This window comes from Deinococcus detaillensis (assembly GCF_007280555.1).
GTDB classification, from domain to species: domain Bacteria; phylum Deinococcota; class Deinococci; order Deinococcales; family Deinococcaceae; genus Deinococcus; species Deinococcus detaillensis.
Genome location: NZ_VKDB01000003.1, coordinates 105,977 through 125,453 on the forward strand (window position 1 = coordinate 105,977; position 19,477 = coordinate 125,453).

The following is a 19,477-nucleotide window of genomic DNA, read 5'->3' on the forward strand; positions in this document are numbered from 1 at the left end:
CTGCCCGGCTTGCCGCCCGCTGGTAAAGGCTTGGAGAAGGCGCTCACGTCTGCGGCACTGAACTTGGGTTTCCTGCGCTAAACTCAGCCCAAATGCAACCTGATTTCGTGATCGTGGGCGCGGGTTCCGGCGGCTGTGTGCTGGCACGGCGACTCCTAGACGCTGGCGCAAGCGTGCTGCTCTTAGAAGCGGGCGGCCACGACAACCACCCCTTTATCCGCGCTCCCGCCGCCTTCCCGCGCTTATTCAAGACCCGGTTTGATTGGAACTTTCACACCGCTCCGCAAACTCATCTGCAAAACCGCCGCTTGTACTGGCCACGCGGCAAAGTGCTGGGCGGCAGCAGCGCCATCAACGCCACTATTTATATTCGCGGCTCGCAGCAAGATTTTGACGGCTGGAGCGGCCCCGCTGGACACCACACGCCCGGCTGGGGCGATGGCTGGCGCTGGGCCGACGTGCTGCCGTTCTACAAATCGCTGGAGAAGTTTCGGGGCGAGGAAAGCGAGACGCGCAGTCAGGGCGGCGTCCTCCACGTGGGCGAGCGGGCCGCCTCACACGCTCTCTCGCACGCGTTCGTCCGCTCGGCGGCGCGGGTGCTGGACATTCCGGTGAGCCAGAGTTTCAACGACGGCCAGCACCTCGGCGCGGGCCTCTACGAGTCCAACCACCTGAGGGGCGTGCGGCAGTCGGCGTATCAAGCCTTCCTCGCTTCTCAGCGGGCCAATCCTCGCCTGACCGTACTGACCGGGGCGAGGATGCTCTCGCTGCTGTGGGAGGGGAGGCGGGTCGTCGGCGTCCGGTTCGGGTATGAGAGCCAAGTCAAAGACGTGCGCGGCGGCGGCGTCATCTTGGCGGCGGGTACGGTGCAAACCCCGCAACTGCTGATGCTGTCGGGCATCGGGCCGGGAGCTGAATTAAAGAAGCACGGCATTGAAGTGAGGGTCGAGTCGCCGGGAGTGGGCCAGAACTTACAAGACCACCTCGCCGTGCCGGTCATCTTCAGGTCAAACGCGCCGAGCTTGGACGCTGCCAAAGACTTGCCTGCGCTGGCCGAGTGGGCGCTGAAGCGCAGCGGCCCGCTGAGCAGCAACGTGGCTGAGGCAGGCGCGTTCGCCCACGCCCGCGCCGGGTTGCCGCGCAGCAGCCCACCCGACTTGCAGTACCACTTCGGCCCGGCTTACTTCCGCGAGCACGGCTTTCAGAAAGTGGAGGGCAATCACTTCTCGGTTGGCCCGGTGCTGGTGGACGTTCACAGCCGGGGCCACGTCACCCTGCACAGCGCCGATCCTGCCGCTGCGCCGATCATTGATCCCTGTTACCTCAGCGACGAACGCGATGCTCAGAGCTTGCTGGCGGGCGTGCGGCTGGCCCGCCAGATCGCTGCCGAGTCGCCGCTGGCCGATTTCAATGTGGGCGAAAGTCTGCCCGGCGCACAGGCCCAGACCGACGCCGAGCTGCTCGCTCACATTCAGCGCGAAGCCGAAACCCTCTATCACCCGGTCGGCACGGCGGCGATGGGCGACGGCGAGGACGCGGTGGTTGACCGCTGCTTGGCCGTACGCGGTGTACAGGGGCTGTGGGTGGCCGACGCCAGCGTCATGCCGCGCATCACCCACGCCAACACCAACGCCACCGCCATGATGATTGGAGCGCGGGCGGCGGCGTTTTTGGTGGAGAGCTAAGTGCTATTGGGTCAAATTTACTGTGCCAACGTCCGCTTGAGCAGAGTCACGGGCACCTGCACTTCTTTTTTGTTGCGCCAGACGGTCAGGGTCACGATCTGGCCGGGGCGCTTGGTGGCCACCCGCCGCACCACGTCGTAAGAATTTTTGATTCGCACGCCGTCCACCGCCACGACCACGTCGCCCAGCGGCGCGAGCAGTTGGCCTTCGTTGTTCTTGAGGCTGCCGCGCAGACCCGACCTCGCGCCCGCCGAACCCGCCGGAACTTCGTTGACCAGTGCGCCGTTGCTGCTGCTCAGGCCCGCCAGTTGCCGCAGGGCCGGGTCGAGGTCGCCGAGGTTTTGTAAACTCACGCCCAGAGTGCCGCGCTGCGACACGCCCACCGTCTCTAAGTCGGTCAGCGACTGCTTGACGATATTGGCCGGAATCACCACGCCGATGATGCCCGGCACCAACTGACTGGGCGCGGCGTTGGCGTCGGCCACGCCCACCACTGCGCCGCGCGAATCCAGCACAGGGCCGCCGGAATTGCCGCCCTGAATCATGGCGGTGGTCAGCATGTATTCCCCGACCTCGCCGCCGAGCTGATCGTCACGCGGCACATCCGAGCTGGACTTCGAATACGCTCCGGTTGAAATGAAGTTTTGGTACTTGAGCGGCGAGCCGATGGCGATGAACTTTTGCCCCAAAACGAGGCGGCTGCTGTCTCCGAAGCTCAGGAGTTTGGGCGCACTGACCCCCGATACCCGCAGCACGGCGATGTCGATTCCCGGATCGCTGCCCACCACTTTGGCTGGAACGCTGCGCCCATCGCTCAAGGTCACGCTCAAGCTTTCCTGATCTTTGATGACGTGGTAATTGGTGACGATCAAGTTGGCTTTATAAAAAAACCCGCTGCCGGTTTCGTTGGGGTTGTCGCCCTGCTGGAGGGCGTCGGCGCGAATCCGCACATTGACCTGCACGGTGGCCGGCAGGGCGCTGCGCGTCACTTCTACGGTGTTGATCTCGTCGGACGTCACCAGCGGGCGCTGCGCCGTGACGCTGCCGGTGACATAAGCGCAGGCCAGCGCCGCGCCCAGCAAGACGCCGATGCCCAGCCCCCGCTGCCAGTTCACTGGCCCGAGCCGCCCGAACTGCTTGAAGCCGTTGCCGCGCTTTTGGCTGAGCTGGCCGCGCTGCTCTTGTCGGCGGCTTTGGGCGCTTCGGTTTTGGGCGAGCTTGCCGCTGCGCTCTCAGACGAACTGGCCGAGTCTGCGCTCTTGCTGCCCTCGGTGTTGCTGCTCTCCGCTTTGCCGCTGTCCGGGGCGCTGCTCGCCGTGCTGGTTTTGCCTGATGAGCGCGAATCGTTGGCATAAAAGCCACTGCCCTTGAAGGCAATCGCTGGGGCCGACACCAGCCGCTTGACCGGCTCGCCGGTTTCGGGGTGCAGCGTGAGCGCGTCGTCTTTCATGCTCTGTTTGACTTCAAAGGTCTGGTTGGTGATCAGATTGCGGTAAACATACGTTGGCATAACTTTTTCGCGCCTCCAGCGCCACATCTTAGCAATACTCAGCCTAGCGCAGTCGTGAGCCTAGCAGAGCGCGGCAAAGCAAAAGGAGCAAGTGGCCTGCTCAGCCGTCGACCGTTTGAGATGAGCCACTGAACCGAGGTGAGTAAGTTACTCATAACACTCCTCATCGGGGTGCTAAACTGATCCTGCTACCAAGTGGTTTGGCAGTTCTTTATCTCTTTACGTCTTTAGGGAAGCGCAAGATCCCGCTCAGCATGGCCACGAACACGGGCAGCGGCGGGGGAACGAGGCGGGAGTCATCGAAAAGGCCCGAGATCAAAATGATCGAGGCCCGATTCTGCGGATGCTCTCAGGGTTGATCGCCGAACCCTCCCGGCCCTGCTCACGCGGGGTAAACGTCCACTGAAAAGCCCGCCGAGAAGCGGAGACAAGGTGGCGTATGGCAGATCAAATCAATGCCCGCTGACACGGTGACTTGATCACGGTGTTCAGGACGGGCCGGAGTCTTTATGTGCGGAATCGTCGGGTACATTGGAGCAAGGCAAGCGCAAGACGTGTTGGTTTCGGGCCTCGCCAAATTGGAATACCGGGGTTACGACTCGGCGGGCGTGGCCATTCAGCAAAGCGAGCAAAACGGCGGCGGAATGCAGGTCATGAAGAAGGCGGGCAAGCTGGCGAACCTCGCGGGCGAATTGAAGACGGCTCCGCTTTCGGGCACGCTCGGCATAGGCCACACCCGCTGGGCCACCCACGGCCTGCCCAACGACACCAACGCCCACCCGCACGCCACCGAAGACGGTCAGATCGTGATTATCCACAACGGCATCATCGAGAATTACCTGAGTCTCAAAGCCGCTTTGATGCAGCGCGGCCACGTCTTCAAGTCCGAAACCGACAGCGAGGTGCTGGCCCACCTGATCGAAGAGAAGTACGGACAGGTCGGCGGCAATCTCTACGAAGCGGTGAGGCAAGCGCTGGGCGAGGTGCGCGGCGCTTACGGCATCGTGGTGACGCACGCCAATCACCGCGAGATCGTGGCGGCCCGCACCGTCAGCCCGCTGGTGATGGGCGTCGGTGAAGGCGAGATGTTTCTGGCCTCGGACGTGCCCGCTTTGCTGGCCTACACCCGCCAAATGGTCTTCCTCCACGACGGCGACATGGTGGTGCTGAGCGATGACGGCTTCCGCGTAACCGATCTGGCTGGAAACGAGGTTCAGCGCCAGATCGAGCACATCGACTGGGACGCCGAGGCCGCCGAGAAGGGCGGGTACGACACCTACATGCTCAAAGAAATCTACGAGCAGCCCACCGCTCTGACCAACACCCTGATTGGCCGCCTCCACGACGACAGCGGCGAGGTCAATCTGGACATCAACCTCGATCCCAGCAGCTTCAAGCGCATCTCCATTATTGCCTGCGGTACCGCTTACTACGCTGGCCTCGTTGGCGAATACCTGATCGAGCAGCTCGCCCGCATTCCGGTGGAAGTGGACGTGGCCTCGGAGTACCGTTACCGCAACCCCATCGTGAGCGAGGACACTTTGGCCATCGTGATTTCGCAGTCGGGTGAGACGATCGATACGCTCGAAGCGCTGCGTGAAGCCAAAAAATACGGCGCGAAAACGCTGGGCGTCATCAATGCCAAGGGCAGCAGCATGACCCGCGAACTCGACGACACCCTCTACATTCACGCCGGGCCGGAAATCGGCGTGGCCAGTACCAAAGCTTACACGGCGATGGTCAGCGCCATGCTGCTGCTGGCTCTCTGGCTGGCCCGCGCCCGTGGCACCTTGGACGATGCCAAGGCCAAAGAACTGCTCCACGCTGCCCGCGAGTTGCCCAGATTGGTCGAAGAAGCCCTCTCGCCCGAGCGGGTGGAGAACATCAAACGGGTGGCCGAAAAATATGCCCACTCGCGTGATTACCTGTTCCTCGGGCGCGGCGTCAACGCGCCCACCGCCCTTGAAGGTGCCCTGAAGCTCAAGGAAATCAGTTATATCCACGCCGAGGGCTACGCGGCGGGCGAGATGAAGCACGGCCCGATTGCCCTGATCGACAGTGACTTGCCGGTGGTGGTGGTGGCCACCGAAAGCCGCCTGCTCGAAAAGACCATCAGCAACGTGCAGGAAGTTCGCGCCCGTGCGGGCAAAGTCATCGCCCTGCTCAGCGACGGCGACATCGAAAATGCCCAGCACGCCGACGACGTGATCTATGTGCCGCGCAGCCACGAGATGGTCAGCCCGGTGGTCAACGTAGTGGCGCTGCAATTGCTGAGCTATTTCACCGCCACGGCGCTGGGCAAGGACGTGGACAAACCGCGCAATCTGGCAAAAAGTGTCACGGTGGAGTGATTAAAGGGCGTGTGAAGTCAGGGGGGCTCTTTTTTTGAAGTGCCGCCAAGGTCTCGGCGCTATGGTAAAGGCGTCTAGCTCGGTGCCCCTTTCCTTCTTCCCACGCCAGCGACTCAGGAGCAATATGACGCAAAACCAGACCACACAAAATCAGCCCAGCAAGCTTGAGCAACTCAAAGCCATGACCGTCATCGTTGCCGACACCGGCGATATCGAGGCCATCAAAAAGTACCAGCCGCAAGATTGTACCACCAACCCCTCGCTGATTCTCAAAGCCTCGCAGCTTGAGGGTTATCAAGGGCTGATGCAGGAAGCTAAGGGCTGGGTCAAGTCCGGCGAAAGTGCCGATGATGTCATCGACAAACTGACCGTGAGCATCGGCACCGAGCTGACCAAGATCGTGCCCGGCTACGTCTCCACCGAAGTGGACGCCCGATTGTCGTTCGACAAGGACGCCGCTCTGGCCCGCGCCCGCCATCTGATCAGGCTCTACGAGGACAACGGCGTAGGCCGCGAGCGCATCCTGATCAAGCTGGCTTCGACTTGGGAAGGCATTCAGGCTGCCGAGATCCTCAAGAAAGAAGATATCCGCTGCAACATGACGCTGATCTTCGGCTTAGAGCAGGCCATCGCCTGCGCCCAAGCCGGAGCTTACCTGATCTCGCCGTTCGTGGGGCGCATCACCGACTGGTACAAGAAGTCGACTGGAACCAAGGATTACCCGATTGATCAGGATCCCGGCATCCAGTCGGTCAAGGCCATCTACAAGCATTTCAAAGAGCACGGTTACGAGACCATCATCATGGGCGCGTCGTTCAGAAGTGCTGCTCAAGTCGAAGCGCTGGCCGGCTGTGACCGCCTGACCGTCAGCCCACAGCTCCTCGGCGAACTGGCCGAAGACCACTGCAAGCTCGAGCGCCAGCTCACGCCCAGCGGCGGTAAAAGCAGCGACACCCCCGTCACCGAAGCCGATTACCGATGGAGCCTCGCCGAAGACGCGATGGCGGGCGAGAAGCTCAACGAGGGCATCCGGATGTTCCATCTCGACACCCAGAAACTTAAAGACCTGCTGACCGGCGGCCAAGCTGAGTCGGCAGGCAAGCAGCCGGTGGCCAAGACCGGAGCGTAAGTTCCCACTTGCTCAGCCAGCCGCGTACTTGACCGATGAGTACGCGGCTGGCCCCTTGACAGGTTGCCCGCCCGCCTGTTAGAATGACTGGCTGCTAGTCATGATGGGCTGGTTTAGGGGAGCTGTTTTGAGTGAGGCACTCCACAATTAAGGGTTTAGTTTACTGGAGAGAAGGCACGCGCCTTGTCTCCCCGCGCCGTGTTTAGGGCCGCCTGAAGGCCCACACAGCGCCGATGTGATCCCTTTTCCTTTCCGCTTCTCCTTGCCCTGCTGTTACCCAGAGGGCCACCCGTGAGGTTGGCATGAAGCCACGCATCGAGCGATTCGGCGAGATTCAAGAAGTCATTAAACTGCCCACCCTGACCGAAATTCAGGTCAATTCATTCAGTACCTTTTTGCAAGAAGGCCGTCCAATCAATGACCGCTTGAATGCGGGCTTGCAGGGCGCGTTCCGCGAAGTGTTTCCGATTGACGAAACCGAGAAAGGGCGCTCCACTGGCCTTGTTTTAGATTACTTAGAGTACCGCCTCGGCGATCCGGTGTATACCCCCGAAGAGTGCCGTGAAAAAGATTTGACGTACCAAGCGCCTCTTTACGCCAAGCTGCAACTCATCCACAAAGACAGCGGCTTGATCAAAGAAGATCAGGTGTTCCTCGGTGACCTCCCACTGATGACCGGCGACGGTTCGTTCGTCATCAACGGTGCAGACCGCGTGGTCATTTCGCAGATTCACCGCAGCCCCGGCGTGTATTTCACCACCAATTACAAGGGCCTCAAGAAGTACTACACGGCGGCCATCATCCCGATGCCCAAGCGCGGTCCCTGGATCGAGCTGGAATACGCGGGCGGCATCTTAGAGATGAAGGTCAACAAGCGTAAATTCCCGGTGGCGATGTTGCTGCGCGTTCTCGGCTACGACGATGCCAGCCTCAAAGCGCTGTTCAGCGAGTTTGAGCCGGATATCGAACTTCCCGAAGACAAAACGGCAGGCATGGGCGCAGACGAAGCCCTGCTCCGCCTGTTCACGGTGCTGCGCCCCGGCGACCCACCCAAGCGCGATAAGGCCACCCAGTACCTCTACGGCCTTTTGGCCGATCCCAAGCGCTACGACCTCGGCGCTCCGGGCCGCTTCAAGATGAACACCAAGCTGGGCATCAAGCGCGACGACAGCACCCTGCTCAACTTCGTGGACGGCAAGTTCACCGACGCGGGCCTGATCGACACCATCCGCTACCTGATGGCGCTGACCAACGGCCAAACCGAGTCCACCGTGGGCGCGGACGCTGACGGCGTGGCGATCACCGTGCCGGTTCGCCCCGACGACATCGACCACCTCGGCAACCGCCGCGTGCGTACCGTGGGTGAACTGCTAGCCGATCAGCTCCGCGTGGGTCTTGGCCGGATGGCGCGTGGTGTGCGTGAGCGCATGCTGCTCGGCAACCCCGACGCCGCTACCCCCACCAAGCTGGTCAACAACCGCCCCATCGTGGCGGCCATGCGCGAGTTCTTCGGACGCTCGCAGCTCAGCCAGTTCAAAGATCAAACCAACCCGCTCTCCGACTTGCGCCACAAGCGCCGCATCTCGGCGCTGGGGCCGGGCGGACTGACCCGCGAACGTGCCGGATTCGATGTGCGCGACGTTCACCGTACCCACTACGGGCGCATCTGCCCGATTGAAACGCCGGAAGGCGCGAACATCGGTTTGATCAGCTCGCTGGCCAGCTACGCCAAGGTCAATCCGCTGGGCTTTATCGAAGCGCCTTACCGCCGCGTGGAAAATGGCCGTGTTACCGACGACGTGCAGTACATGACCGCCGACATTGAAGACCGCTACGCCGTAGCGCAGGCCAACACCCGCCTGAATGCCGACGGCACCTTTGCTGAAGAGCGCGTCCTTTGCCGCAAAAGCGGCGATCCCAGCTTCTACGAGCACGCCGACGTGCAGTACATGGACGTGTCGCCCAAGCAGATCGTTTCGATCAACACCTCGCTGATCCCCTTCCTTGAGCACGATGACGCCAACCGCGCCCTGATGGGTTCGAACATGCAGTCGCAGGCCGTGCCGTTGATCCGCGCCCAGAGCCCCGCTGTGGGCACCGGCGTCGAGGAGCGCGTCATCACCGACTCGGGAACGAGCGTGGTGAGCGACGTGACCGGCACCGTCACTTACGTGGACGCCCGCAACATTCAGGTCACGCTGAGCGAAGACGCGCCCAACATCGATTACGTCAAGGGCAATGTCCGCACCTTTGAGCTGGTGCGCTTTACCCGCTCCAACCAGGGCACCAACCTCGATCAGCACCCCACCGTCTCGTTCGGGGACGAAGTCACGGCGGGTCAGGTCATCGCCGACGGCCCCGCTTCCGACATGGGCCGCCTGGCACTGGGCCAGAACATCACCATCGCCATCATGCCGTTTGACGGTTTTAACTTCGAAGACGCCATCTGCATCTCCGAAGGGCTGACCCGCAAGGACTTCTACACCTCGGTTCACATCGAGAAAGACGAAGTGGAAGCCCGCGACACCAAGCTCGGGCCGGAGAAAATCACCCGCGACATCCCCGGACTCTCGGAAGCCGCCCTGCGCGACCTCGACGAGGACGGCATCGTGCGCGTCGGAGCCGACGTCAAACCCGGCGATATTCTGGTCGGCAAGACCAGCTTTAAGGGCGAGTCCGAGCCCACCCCCGAAGAGCGTTTGCTGCGCTCGATCTTCGGCGAGAAGGCGAGAGAAGTCAAAGACACCTCGCTGCGGGTGCAGTCGGGTCAGGGCGGCGTGGTCGTCAAGACCGTGCGCTTCCGCCGTGCCGACGAGGGCGTAGACCTCAAGCCCGGCGTCAGAGAAGTGGTTCGCGTTTACGTGGCCCAGAAGCGTCAGATGCAGGTGGGCGATAAGGTCGCCAACCGCCACGGCAACAAGGGCGTCGTCTCCAAGATTCTGGCTCCCGAAGATATGCCGTACCTCGAAGACGGCACGCCCGTCGATCTGGTGTTCAACCCGCTGGGCGTGCCTTCGCGCATGAACTTGGGTCAGATTTTGGAGACCCACCTCGGCGAAGTGGCTCGTCTGACCGGTCAGAAATTCGTGACTCCGGTGTTCGACTCGGCCACCGAAATCGCCATCAAGGAAATGCTGGAAGTCGCTGCCGCCGAGCGCCTTCAGGCCCGCAAAGACGAGGGTTTCGACCTCGACAAGCGTGAGCAGGAAGTGCTCGACCGCGCCGGGAAGCTCGGCGTGATCGACCAGCCTGCGGGCGAGTACGAAAAAGCCCAGCGCCAGCTCTCGCGCACCGGCAAGAGCATCTTGTATGACGGACGCAGCGGCGAGCCGATCAGCGGCCCCGTGGTGGTCGGCACCATGTACGTGATGAAGCTGTATCACATGGTGGAAGACAAGTTGCACGCCCGCAGCACTGGTCCCTACAGCCTGATTACCCAGCAGCCGCTGGGCGGCAAGGCGCAGTTCGGCGGCCAACGCTTCGGCGAAATGGAAGTCTGGGCGCTTGAAGCCTACGGCGCGGCCCACACCCTCCAGGAAATGCTGACCATCAAGTCCGATGACATCGACGGACGCGACGCGGCTTACCAGAGCATCGTTAAGGGTGAAGAAGTCTCGGGCAGCACCATCCCCGAATCGTTCAAAGTGCTGGTCAAAGAACTTCACTCGCTGGGTCTGGACGTGGAAGTGCTCGACCGTCACGACAAGAACGTGGACATCTTCGAAGGGATGTTGCCCAAGCGGTAAACCCCCTCCGCTGCGCGGCTCTACGAGTCCCGCCCCTCTCCACAAGTACCAGTAAGGGGGCGAAAGCGCGGCGGAACAGCCCACTTGGGTCAAGTTTCCCTTTTAAGGGCAGAGGAGTTTCCTTTGCCCCCACCCCTTCTCTCAAGGAGCAACCATCTTGAAAGATTTCAGTAAAGTCAAAATTGCCATTGCCAGCCCCGCCAAAATGCGCGAGTGGAGCTTCGGCGAAGTCGAAAAACCCGAAACCATCAATTACCGCACCCTCAAGCCCGAGCGCGAAGGTCTCTTTGACGAGCGCATCTTTGGGCCCATCAAGGACTATGAGTGCGCCTGCGGCAAGTACAAGCGCCAGCGCTACGAAGGCAAAGTCTGCGAGCGCTGCGGCGTGGAAGTCACCAGCAGCAAAGTCCGGCGCTACCGGATGGGCCACATCGACTTGGCGACCCCCGCCGCGCACATCTGGTATGTCAAAGACAGCCCCAGCAAAATCGGCACGCTGCTTGACCTCTCGGCAGCCCAGCTTGAAAAAGTGCTGTACTTTTCCAGCTACCTGGTGACCAATGCCCGTAACGCCCAGAAAGATGGCCGCCCCCTCAAGCGCGGTGAACTGCTGAGCGACGACGAGTACCGCGAACTCCGCAATGGCCGTCAAGAAACCTACACCTTACAGGGCGGCATCGACGCGCTTATCCGCGACGGCGAGTATGTCACCAAGGGCCAGAGCCTCGGCGGCAACGTCGTAGCCAAGATGGACGGCCTGGCTCAGTACCGCTTCCCGCGCCGCGCCGAGATCGCTTACAACGAAGTCGCTGAAGCGTCTTTGCCGCTGCCGGCCGACGTGCTTGTCGATCAAGAGGCCTTCCGCGCCGGTGAGATTCTGGCTGAGCTTGAAAGCGACGTTCAGATTGTCGCGCCTATCGCTGCCACCGCTTTCCTACACGACCTCGGCGAAGACTCGGTGATGGTGGAACTGCGCGAAGGCGTGGAAGCTCCTCCTGCCGTAGACGAAGAAGAAGAAGGTGCGGAGAAAACGCAGGTCGCTCCCGAACTCGGCGCGATCCTGGCCCGCGTGTACATTCCGCACGGCATGGACGTGCAAGTGGCACAGGGCGAAATCGTCGAAGCCGGAGCGGTGCTGGCCACTGCCGTCTCGGGCGCTCGCCTGCGTGTCAGCCGCGATAGCAAGCTCAGCGACGTCAAGCTCGGCAAAAAAGCCGACAGCAACGTGACTGTTCACTGGATGCGTACCGGCGAATATCCGATCAACCCGACCATGCACGTTCTGGTGGCCGACGGCAGCACCGTCAAGAAAAACCAAAAAGTCATCGGCGCGATTGACAAGGCCGAAGAAATCATCGCCGAAGCGGGCGGCGTCATCACCCTTCACGCCCCGGCCAGCATCATCGTCAGCAAGGCCAAAGTGTACAGCTACACCGATGAGCCGCTGGTGGTCAACGGCGACCGCGTCGAACCCGGCGACGAGTTGGCCGATTCCGGCAACCTCAAGAGCGAGATTTCTGGTCGCATCGAAATCGACCTCGTCCGCAAGCAGGTTCGCGTGATCGAGTCCTACGATTTCGATGCCAAAATGGGCGCGGAAGCGGTCAAGGAACTGCTCGACGATCTCGACTTGCCCACCCTGGAAGCCGAACTCGGCGAGGTGATGAAGGACAACAGCCGCCACAAGCGTGCCAAGGCCCGTAAGCGCCTCGAAGTCACCCGCAGCTTCATCTCCAGCGGCAACCACCCCTCGTGGATGATTCTGGCCACCGTGCCGGTCATGCCGCCTGATCTGCGCCCGATGGTGCAGGTGGACGGCGGGCGCTTCGCCACCTCTGATTTAAATGATTTGTACCGCCGCTTAATCAACCGCAACAACCGCCTCAAGAAACTGATGGGTCAAGGCGCTCCCGACATGATCATCCGCAACGAAAAGCGGATGCTTCAGGAAGCCGTGGACGCTTTGATCGACAACGGACGGCGCGGCAGCCCCGTGACCAACCCCGGTTCTGACCGTGCTCTGCGCTCGCTGACCGATCTTCTCGGCGGCAAGCAGGGCCGTTTCCGCCAGAACCTGCTCGGCAAGCGCGTGGACTACTCGGGCCGCTCGGTGATCGTGGTCGGCCCGCAGCTCAAGTTGCACCAGTGCGGTGTGCCCAAGCGCATGGCTCTTGAACTCTTCAAACCTTTCTTGTTCAAGGTGCTGGAAGAAAAGGGCGAGGTCACCAACATCAAGCAGGCCCGCAAGATGCTGGAGCGCTACCGCGACACCCGCGACAGCGTCTGGGACGCTCTCGAAGAAGTGATCGAAGACAAGGTGGTGCTGCTCAACCGCGCCCCGACGCTTCACCGCCTCGGCATTCAGGCGTTTGAGCCGATTTTGGTGGAAGGTCAGTCCATTCAGCTTCACCCGCTGGTCTGTGAGGCCTTCAACGCCGATTTCGACGGCGATCAGATGGCGATTCACGTCCCGCTCTCGGCGCAGGCGCAGGCCGAAGCCCGCATTCAGATGCTTTCGTCTCATAACCTGCTCTCGCCCGCCAACGGCGAGCCGAACGTCAAGCCCAGCCGCGACATCATCTTGGGTATTTTTACCCTGACGCAGCTCCGCAAAGACAACCTCGGCAAGGGCAGCGCCTTTGACAACGAGCAAGCCGTGCTGGACGCCCTCGAAGGTGGTAAAGTGGCCCTCAATAGCCACGTGACCCTGCGCGGCGCGGACATCACGCCCGGCCTGATCAAGTACCACTTCTCCAGCCCTGACGAAGCAATTCTGGCGGTTGAGGGCGGCGGCATCGATTACCAAGATCACGTGCGGATTCGCTTAAACGGCGAAATCTACGACACCTCGGCGGGACGTGTGATGTTCCGGCGCATCGTGCAGGAAGCGCTGGGCACGCAGGGCCACTTGATCGACGAGCTGGTCAATCTTCATACCGCTTACGAAAAAGACTCGCTGCGCGACATGATCATGACCTGCTTCAAGCAGCTCGGCGTGGAAGCCACCGCCAAATTGCTCGACGCCCTCAAGGACAGCGGTTTTAAGCTGTCGACCACCTCGGGCATCACCATCGGCATCGACGACATCGTGATTCCGCCGACCAAAGACGCCATCTTGGCCGACGCCGATATCAAGCTCAGGGAAATCGAGCAGAACTACGAGTTCGGCTTCATGACCGAAGAAGAGCGCTACAAGCAGGTCGTGACGCTTTGGAACGACACCACCGACGACGTGAAAAACGAAGTCTTCAAGAACTTCGAGGCCAACTACCCGTTCAATCCGCTGTGGATCATGTCGCAGTCGGGCGCTCGTGGTAACCCGCAGCAGATCCGTCAGCTCGCCGGGATGCGCGGCCTGATGGCCCGACCCGACGGCAGCACCATCGAAGTGCCGATCAAGGCGTCTTTCCGCGAGGGCCTGACCGTGCTGGAATACTTCATCAGCACCCACGGCGCTCGTAAGGGCGGCGCAGACACCGCGCTCCGCACTGCCGATTCCGGCTACCTGACCCGCAAACTGGTCGACGTGGCCCACGAAGTCGTCGTCCGCGACGTGGACTGCGGAAGCACCGACTACACCATGATTCCGCTCGGTCACGTGGACGAGCGCAGCGGCGAGTGGCGTGCCCGCAAAGCCAGTGAGATCGAAACCAGCATCTACGGCCGCACCCTGACCGCCGATGTAGAAATTGACGGCCAAGTCATTCCCGAAGGCCACATGCTCAGCCTTGAAGACGTCAAGCTGATCACCACCAATGCTAAAGCGCTGGGCGAAGTGTATACCCGTACCCCGCTCAACTGTAAGGTCAAGGCGGGCGTCTGCCAGAAGTGCTACGGCTACGACCTCTCGCAGGCCAAGCCGGTCAGTATGGGCGAAGCGGTGGGCGTGGTCGCGGCGGAAAGTATCGGCGAACCCGGTACCCAGCTCACCATGCGTACCTTCCACACTGGCGGCGTGGCAGGCGGCGGCGACATTACGATGGGTCTGCCCCGCGTGATCGAGCTGTTCGAGGGCCGCAAGCCCAAATCTCAAGCTGTGGTCGCTGACCGCGACGGCGTCATCCGCATTGAGGAAGAGGACGAGCGCTACCTGATCCGCATTGACGCCGACGACGAGCAGTACAGCTCCAAAACCGCCACCAAGATCGGTAAGGCCCTGCGCATGATCGTCAAAGACGGCGACCGCGTGGAAGCCGGACAGCCGATCACGCGCGGAGCCATCAACCCGCACGACTTGCTGCTCTACAAAGACACCGACGCCGCTCAGCGTTACTTGGTGGAAGAAGTGCAGCGCGTCTACCGCTCGCAGGGCGTGAAGGTTCACGACAAGCACATCGAAGTGATCGTGCGCCAGATGCTGCGCTACGTCGAGATCGTCGACGGCGGCGACACCACCCTCCTCGAAGGCCAGACCGTCGAGCGCTGGGAAGTCGAGCAGGCCAACGCCGCGCTCGCGGAAGACAAAACCCAGAGCTCTTGGAAGCCGGTGCTTTTGGGCATCACCAAGAGCAGCCTGACCACTAAGTCGTGGCTGTCTGCGGCCAGCTTCCAGCACACCACCCACGTCCTGACCGAAGCCAGCATGCGCGGCCAGGTCGACGAGTTGATCGGCCTCAAGGAAAACGTCATTCTCGGCAAGCTGATTCCGGCAGGCACGGGTCTGGACATCGTGCGGAATATGCAGGTCGCCGATGACCGCACTCTGGAGAAGTACGGCGAGAACGTGGAGCCGGTCAGTGCTCCGCGCCCCGAGTCGTTCAACTACCCGGTGCAGCCCGGCGCGAACGACTGAGTTTTTAAACCGTAAGCCTCACGCTAGAGCCCCCGCCCTGAACATGGGTGGGGGCTTTTTTGGGTTGGGTGGGTGAAGTGGGAGGCTGAGCAATCCTCTCATGAATCCGCCGGCGTTTCGTCCACCAGCAGCCCCGCGTAGTAAACCCCCAGCGCTTCCAAAAACCGCATTTCCTCGCGGGTGGTTAGGGCCGACAAGCTCGACTCAATGCTCAGCAGCACCGCGCCGTAAGCCAGAGCCGCCGCGCCCGCGACAGCCAGCAGCACCGGCCCCAGCGCTGACACTTGGCTCAGCAGTTCTTGCCGGAGCAGCCCCGATGCGCCGATCCAGATGCTGGCCATCACCAGAAGCGAAACGGCCAGATACAAACTCCGCATGGCCCGCTGCAAGAATCGGGTGCGGCGGCTCAGGCGCGGGAGTTGCCCCAAAATCATCCGTTTCTCGTTTTTGGCCAGCGGTTCTTGCTGCCCTTCCGGCGTCACCAGCACTTTGAAACGGGCTGTCAGTGCCCGCACGCGGTCGGTGGCGCGGCCCAGCCGGGAACTGGTGCTCATCAGCAGCGTGCCCGCACCGGAGATCAGCACGGCGGGCGTAATCATGGCGCTCAAAACAGTGGTGGCGGCGTCCATGCTGGGCAGTCTAGCGGCCCCCGCCTCCTATTTCTCGCGCAGCAAGTCCCCCGCGATAATCAATTTCTGAATCTCGGAGGTGCCCTCGTAAATTCTGAGCAATCTCTGATCGCGGTAAAAGCGCTCAAACGGCGCGTCTTTCATGTAGCCGACGCCGCCCGCCACCTGCACGGCTTTGTCGGCCACCCGTGAGAGCGCTTCGGTGGCGTGATACTTGGCCACACTCGCCATCCGGCGCACGTCTTGGCCCGCGTCCACCATCCAGGCGACTTTTTGCCACAGCAGGCGCGAGGTCTGAATGTCCACTTCCATTTCGGCCAGCATAAACTGAACCGCTTGAAAAGTGCTGATCGGTGCGCCGAACTGCTCGCGGCCTTTGGCATGGGCCACACTCAAATCGAGCAGGCGCTGCATGGCTCCAGTGCTGCGGGCGGCGATTCCGACGCGGCCATTGGTCAAAATCCCCAGCGCCTCGCGGTAGCCCAAGTCCAGTGGCCCCAGCAGGTTCTCCGCCGGAATTTCGGCATTGTCGAACACGACTTCCGCCGACAGCGCTCCTTTCTGGCCCATCTTCTCGTCAATTTTGCCGACGCTGACGCCCGGCATCGACGGCTCAACCAGAAAAGCGCTCATGCCCTTGCTGCCTTTGGCCGGGTCGGTGATGGCGATGACCGTCAGGATCCCGGCAATCGGCGCGTTGGAGATGTAGTGCTTGGTGCCGTTGAGGATGTAGGTGTCGCCCTTTTTCTCGGCTCGGGTGCGGATATTGGCCGCGTCGGAACCGCTGCTCGGCTCGGTGATGGCAAAGCCCGCGATGCACTCGCCCGCCGCCATACGCGGCAAATATTTGGCTTTTTGCTCAGGCGTGCCCAGCTTGACCAGCCCCGAAGTGCCGATGCTGGCGTGGGCCGAAACCATCCCGCCAAAGCCCATGTGCCCTTGCCCCAGCGCTTCGTAGACGGCGCAGCGGCCCAGCATCCCCAGCCCGACGCCGCCGTATTCTTCGGGAATAGACAGCCCGAACAACCCCAGCTCGGCGGCCTGCCGGATGAGTTCCGGCGGCACCTGATTGGTGGCTTCGATCTCGTGGGCGCGGGCTTCAACAACGTTGAGGGCAAAAGCGCGAATGTGCGTCTGCATTTCTCGCAAATCGGCGGGCAGGGTGAAATCCATGGGTAAACCTCCGGGGAGTTTGTTTCGGCAAAGTTGGTTTGACTTGGAGCGGGGCGTGAACTGCGTTGTATCACTTTCGCGCCCCTCCTTTAATGAATTGCACAATAAGCTCCCATTTACGCCGGTCTCGGCCTTGCAGCACGGCTTTGAGCGCTCACGGTTTGACCTTGGGGAGCGCGGCGATTAGACTCAGTTCAAATCCACTTTTACCGCTCTTGACCTGCCTCTCACGCTCACGCTTTGCTGATAAGGAGTTGTCTCCTGCCCATTTCGTTTTCTGACACCGCTCCACCTGTTTTGCATCATCCGGCGCTCATCCCGGCGGTGCTCCGCCGTCCACAAGCTGCGCCGGAGCAGTTCGAGGCGCTGACCGGCCTCACGCCAGCTGCGTTTGAAGCGCTGGTGCGAAAGGCCGCGCCGCTCTACCGCCAGAGCGAGGCGCTGCGGCTGGGCGGGCGACTGCGGCAGCGCTCGCTGGGCGCGGGGCGCAAGTTCGAGCATCCCCTCGCCGAGCGTCTGGCGGTGCAGCTCGTCTTGCGGCACGCCCGCCCCACCCAAAAACTGCTCTCGCGCATCACCGGCTTTACCGAAAGCACCCTCAGCCGCGACGCTCGGCGCTTGGCCGCCGTTTTGCCGCCCGTGTCGCCGCCCACCCAGCTACAGTCCACACAGCCACCATCTACCCAGTCACCGTCTACCCAGCCGTCTGCGCTCAGTTTGCCCGCTTGCCCGGCTCCTTTGCGCCGCTCGGCCCGCGAACTGCTGAGCTTGCTGAGCCGCCCCACTCCTCCGGAGGTTGTATGACCCACTACTGGCCCGCCCACATGACCAAGCGTCTCCACGTACCGCGCACCTCGCTCGCTCAAAATTTGCAGTTCAGCGCCCTGAAGTACCCCGACAAACCCGCGCTGTATTTTTACGGCCAGACCACCAGCTACGACCAGCTTTTCGAGCGCTCGCGCCGCCTCGCGTCGCACCTCAAAGCTCAGGGCATTCAAAAAGGCGACCGGGTGCTGATCTGGATGCAGAACTCACCGCAGTGGGCGGTGGCCGCGCACGCCGTTTGGGTGCTGGGTGGCGTGGTGGTGCCGCTCTCGCCGATGCTGCAAGCCCGCGAGTTGGCGTTCTTTTTACAAGACGCCGGTATCAAAGTCGGCGTGCTGGGCGCGGAGCTGTACGCCAAGGCGCAGGAAGCGGGCCTGAGTCATGCCGTCGTCGCCAATCTGGGCAGTGAGATGGAAGGCAGCGCGGTGCCTCTGCCCGCTGGACTCGACGTTGCGGTGACGCTGCGGGCAGGCGACGTGCTCTACGAAGACGCCCTGAAGGCCGAACTGGCCGACCTGACCCCGCTCGACTCCGACGACTTGTGCGTGATGCCCTACACCAGCGGCACCACCGGCCTGCCCAAAGGCTGTATGCACACGCATTCCACCGTGCAGGCCAACGTGGTCGGCTCGGTGGTGTGGGCCAGCACCAATGTAGAAGACGTGGTGTTGGCGGCCCTGCCTTTTTTTCACGTCACCGGCTTTATCAACAGCCTCCTCTCGGTGCTGTCGGGCGGCGGTAAAGTGGCGATCATGGCCCGCTGGGATCGCCAACTGGCTCAGGAACTGATTCGCGATCAGGGCGTCACCGTTTGGACGAACACCGCTACCATGGTCATCGATTTGATGGCCAACCCGGCGTTCGATCCGGCCAACCTGAGAACCATCCGCACCATGACCGGCGGCGGGGCGTCGCTGCCCGCAGCGGTGGGTCAGCGTCTGCTCGACCAGACCGGCATCACCTTCACCGAGGGCTACGGCCTGACTGAAACGATGGCCCAGAGCCACTCCAACCCGGTCAGCCGCCCCAAATTCCAGTGCCTCGGCATTCCGCTTTTCAATGTGGACGCCCGCATCGTGGACTTGGACAGCGGCGAACTGATGAACACCGGCGAAATCGGTGAAATCGTCATCAGCGGGCCGCAGGTGATGCAGGGTTACTGGAACCGCCCCGACGAAAATGCCAAGGCCTTTAGTGAGATTGACGGCGTGCGCTTTTTTCACAGTGGCGACTTAGGCTATAGGGACGAAGAGGGCTACTTTTTCTTCACCGACCGGCTCAAGCGCATGGTCAATGTCTCGGGCATGAAAGTCTGGCCCGCCGAGGTGGAAAACGTGCTGCACGGCCACCCCGCCATCCAGGAAGCCTGCGTGATCGCCTTGCCCGACGAGCGCAGCGGCGAACGCGCCCGCGCTCTGGTGGTTTTGCGGGCTGGGCAAATGGCCGATCCCAAAGACATCGAGAGCTGGGCCAGAACGCAGATGGCCGCTTACAAAGTGCCGCACGACTACCAATTTGTAGAAGCGCTGCCGCGTGGCCCCACCGGAAAAGTCGCTTGGAGGCCCCTTCAGGAAGCGGCGCGGGCCGAGCTGGCCGCAGCAGCGGGGAAATAGAACAGGAGGGGAGAGCCGCTGAGC

The 19,477-nt window shown here is 61.9% G+C and carries 11 protein-coding genes; 7 read left to right on the forward strand and 4 right to left on the reverse strand.

From position 1 onward, the window contains the following. The first annotated feature begins 92 nt into the window (after positions 1-92). Positions 93-1,685, forward strand: coding sequence for a GMC family oxidoreductase (locus FNU79_RS04550; protein ID WP_143719719.1), 1,593 nt, complete (start codon positions 93-95; stop codon positions 1,683-1,685). Between the two features lie 17 nt (positions 1,686-1,702). On the opposite strand, the gene FNU79_RS04555 is transcribed toward FNU79_RS04550, so the two are convergent. Both FNU79_RS04555 and FNU79_RS19725 read right to left on the reverse strand, forming a co-directional pair. Continuing rightward, positions 1,703-2,800, reverse strand: coding sequence for a S1C family serine protease (locus FNU79_RS04555; RefSeq protein ID WP_143719720.1), 1,098 nt, complete (start codon positions 2,798-2,800; stop codon positions 1,703-1,705). Then, entirely contained in the window at positions 2,797-3,195 is a 399-nt protein-coding gene (locus FNU79_RS19725; protein WP_143719721.1) for an FmdB family zinc ribbon protein, read from the reverse strand. The genes FNU79_RS04555 and FNU79_RS19725 overlap by 4 nt, the downstream gene beginning before the upstream one ends. Before the next feature lie 509 nt (positions 3,196-3,704). Here FNU79_RS19725 and glmS point away from each other — a divergent pair. The 4 genes from glmS to rpoC all read left to right on the forward strand — a co-directional run bounded on the left by glmS (position 3,705) and on the right by rpoC (position 15,213). Then, positions 3,705-5,546 (forward strand): glutamine--fructose-6-phosphate transaminase (isomerizing), encoded by a 1,842-nt coding sequence (glmS, locus tag FNU79_RS04565; RefSeq protein ID WP_143719722.1) that lies wholly within the window; start codon positions 3,705-3,707, stop codon positions 5,544-5,546. A gap of 124 nt (positions 5,547-5,670) precedes the next feature. After that, on the forward strand, positions 5,671-6,675 hold the full coding sequence (gene tal, locus FNU79_RS04570) for a transaldolase (protein WP_143719723.1): 1,005 nt from the start codon (positions 5,671-5,673) through the stop codon (positions 6,673-6,675). 302 nt (positions 6,676-6,977) lie between these two features. Further along, positions 6,978-10,421, forward strand: a complete 3,444-nt coding sequence (gene rpoB / locus FNU79_RS04575; RefSeq protein ID WP_124872243.1) for a DNA-directed RNA polymerase subunit beta — start codon at positions 6,978-6,980, stop codon at positions 10,419-10,421. Between the two features lie 157 nt (positions 10,422-10,578). After that, positions 10,579-15,213, forward strand: a complete 4,635-nt coding sequence (rpoC, locus tag FNU79_RS04580; protein ID WP_143719724.1) for a DNA-directed RNA polymerase subunit beta' — start codon at positions 10,579-10,581, stop codon at positions 15,211-15,213. A 98-nt stretch (positions 15,214-15,311) separates the two neighbouring features. Here rpoC and FNU79_RS04585 read toward each other — a convergent pair whose 3' ends face one another. Beyond that, complete coding sequence (locus FNU79_RS04585; RefSeq protein ID WP_143719725.1) at positions 15,312-15,842, reverse strand: DUF2721 domain-containing protein; 531 nt, start codon at positions 15,840-15,842, stop codon at positions 15,312-15,314. A gap of 27 nt (positions 15,843-15,869) precedes the next feature. Next, complete coding sequence (locus tag FNU79_RS04590; protein ID WP_143719726.1) at positions 15,870-17,015, reverse strand: acyl-CoA dehydrogenase family protein; 1,146 nt, start codon at positions 17,013-17,015, stop codon at positions 15,870-15,872. Between the two features lie 324 nt (positions 17,016-17,339). Here FNU79_RS04590 and FNU79_RS04595 point away from each other — a divergent pair, with 324 nt between their 5' ends. Both FNU79_RS04595 and FNU79_RS04600 read left to right on the forward strand, forming a co-directional pair. Then, positions 17,340-17,819: a hypothetical protein gene (locus FNU79_RS04595; RefSeq protein ID WP_143719727.1), complete on the forward strand. Its 480-nt coding sequence runs from the start codon at positions 17,340-17,342 to the stop codon at positions 17,817-17,819. After that, a complete protein-coding gene (locus tag FNU79_RS04600; RefSeq protein WP_143719728.1) occupies positions 17,816-19,453 on the forward strand; it encodes a long-chain-fatty-acid--CoA ligase in 1,638 nt (545 codons plus the stop codon). The genes FNU79_RS04595 and FNU79_RS04600 overlap by 4 nt, the downstream gene beginning before the upstream one ends. Positions 19,454-19,477 lie beyond the last annotated feature (24 nt).

What these genes read in the sequence shown, in the direction of transcription:
- FNU79_RS04600 (WP_143719728.1), top strand. Translation starts at nt 17,816, where the DNA reads ATGACCCACTACTGGCCCGCCCACATGACCAAGCGTCTCCACGTACCG.
- FNU79_RS04585 (WP_143719725.1), bottom strand. Translation starts at nt 15,842, where the DNA reads ATGGACGCCGCCACCACTGTTTTGAGCGCCATGATTACGCCCGCCGTG.
- FNU79_RS04590 (WP_143719726.1), bottom strand. Translation starts at nt 17,015, where the DNA reads ATGGATTTCACCCTGCCCGCCGATTTGCGAGAAATGCAGACGCACATT.
- rpoB (WP_124872243.1), top strand. Translation starts at nt 6,978, where the DNA reads ATGAAGCCACGCATCGAGCGATTCGGCGAGATTCAAGAAGTCATTAAA.
- FNU79_RS19725 (WP_143719721.1), bottom strand. Translation starts at nt 3,195, where the DNA reads ATGCCAACGTATGTTTACCGCAATCTGATCACCAACCAGACCTTTGAA.
- tal (WP_143719723.1), top strand. Translation starts at nt 5,671, where the DNA reads ATGACGCAAAACCAGACCACACAAAATCAGCCCAGCAAGCTTGAGCAA.
- FNU79_RS04550 (WP_143719719.1), top strand. Translation starts at nt 93, where the DNA reads ATGCAACCTGATTTCGTGATCGTGGGCGCGGGTTCCGGCGGCTGTGTG.
- glmS (WP_143719722.1), top strand. Translation starts at nt 3,705, where the DNA reads ATGTGCGGAATCGTCGGGTACATTGGAGCAAGGCAAGCGCAAGACGTG.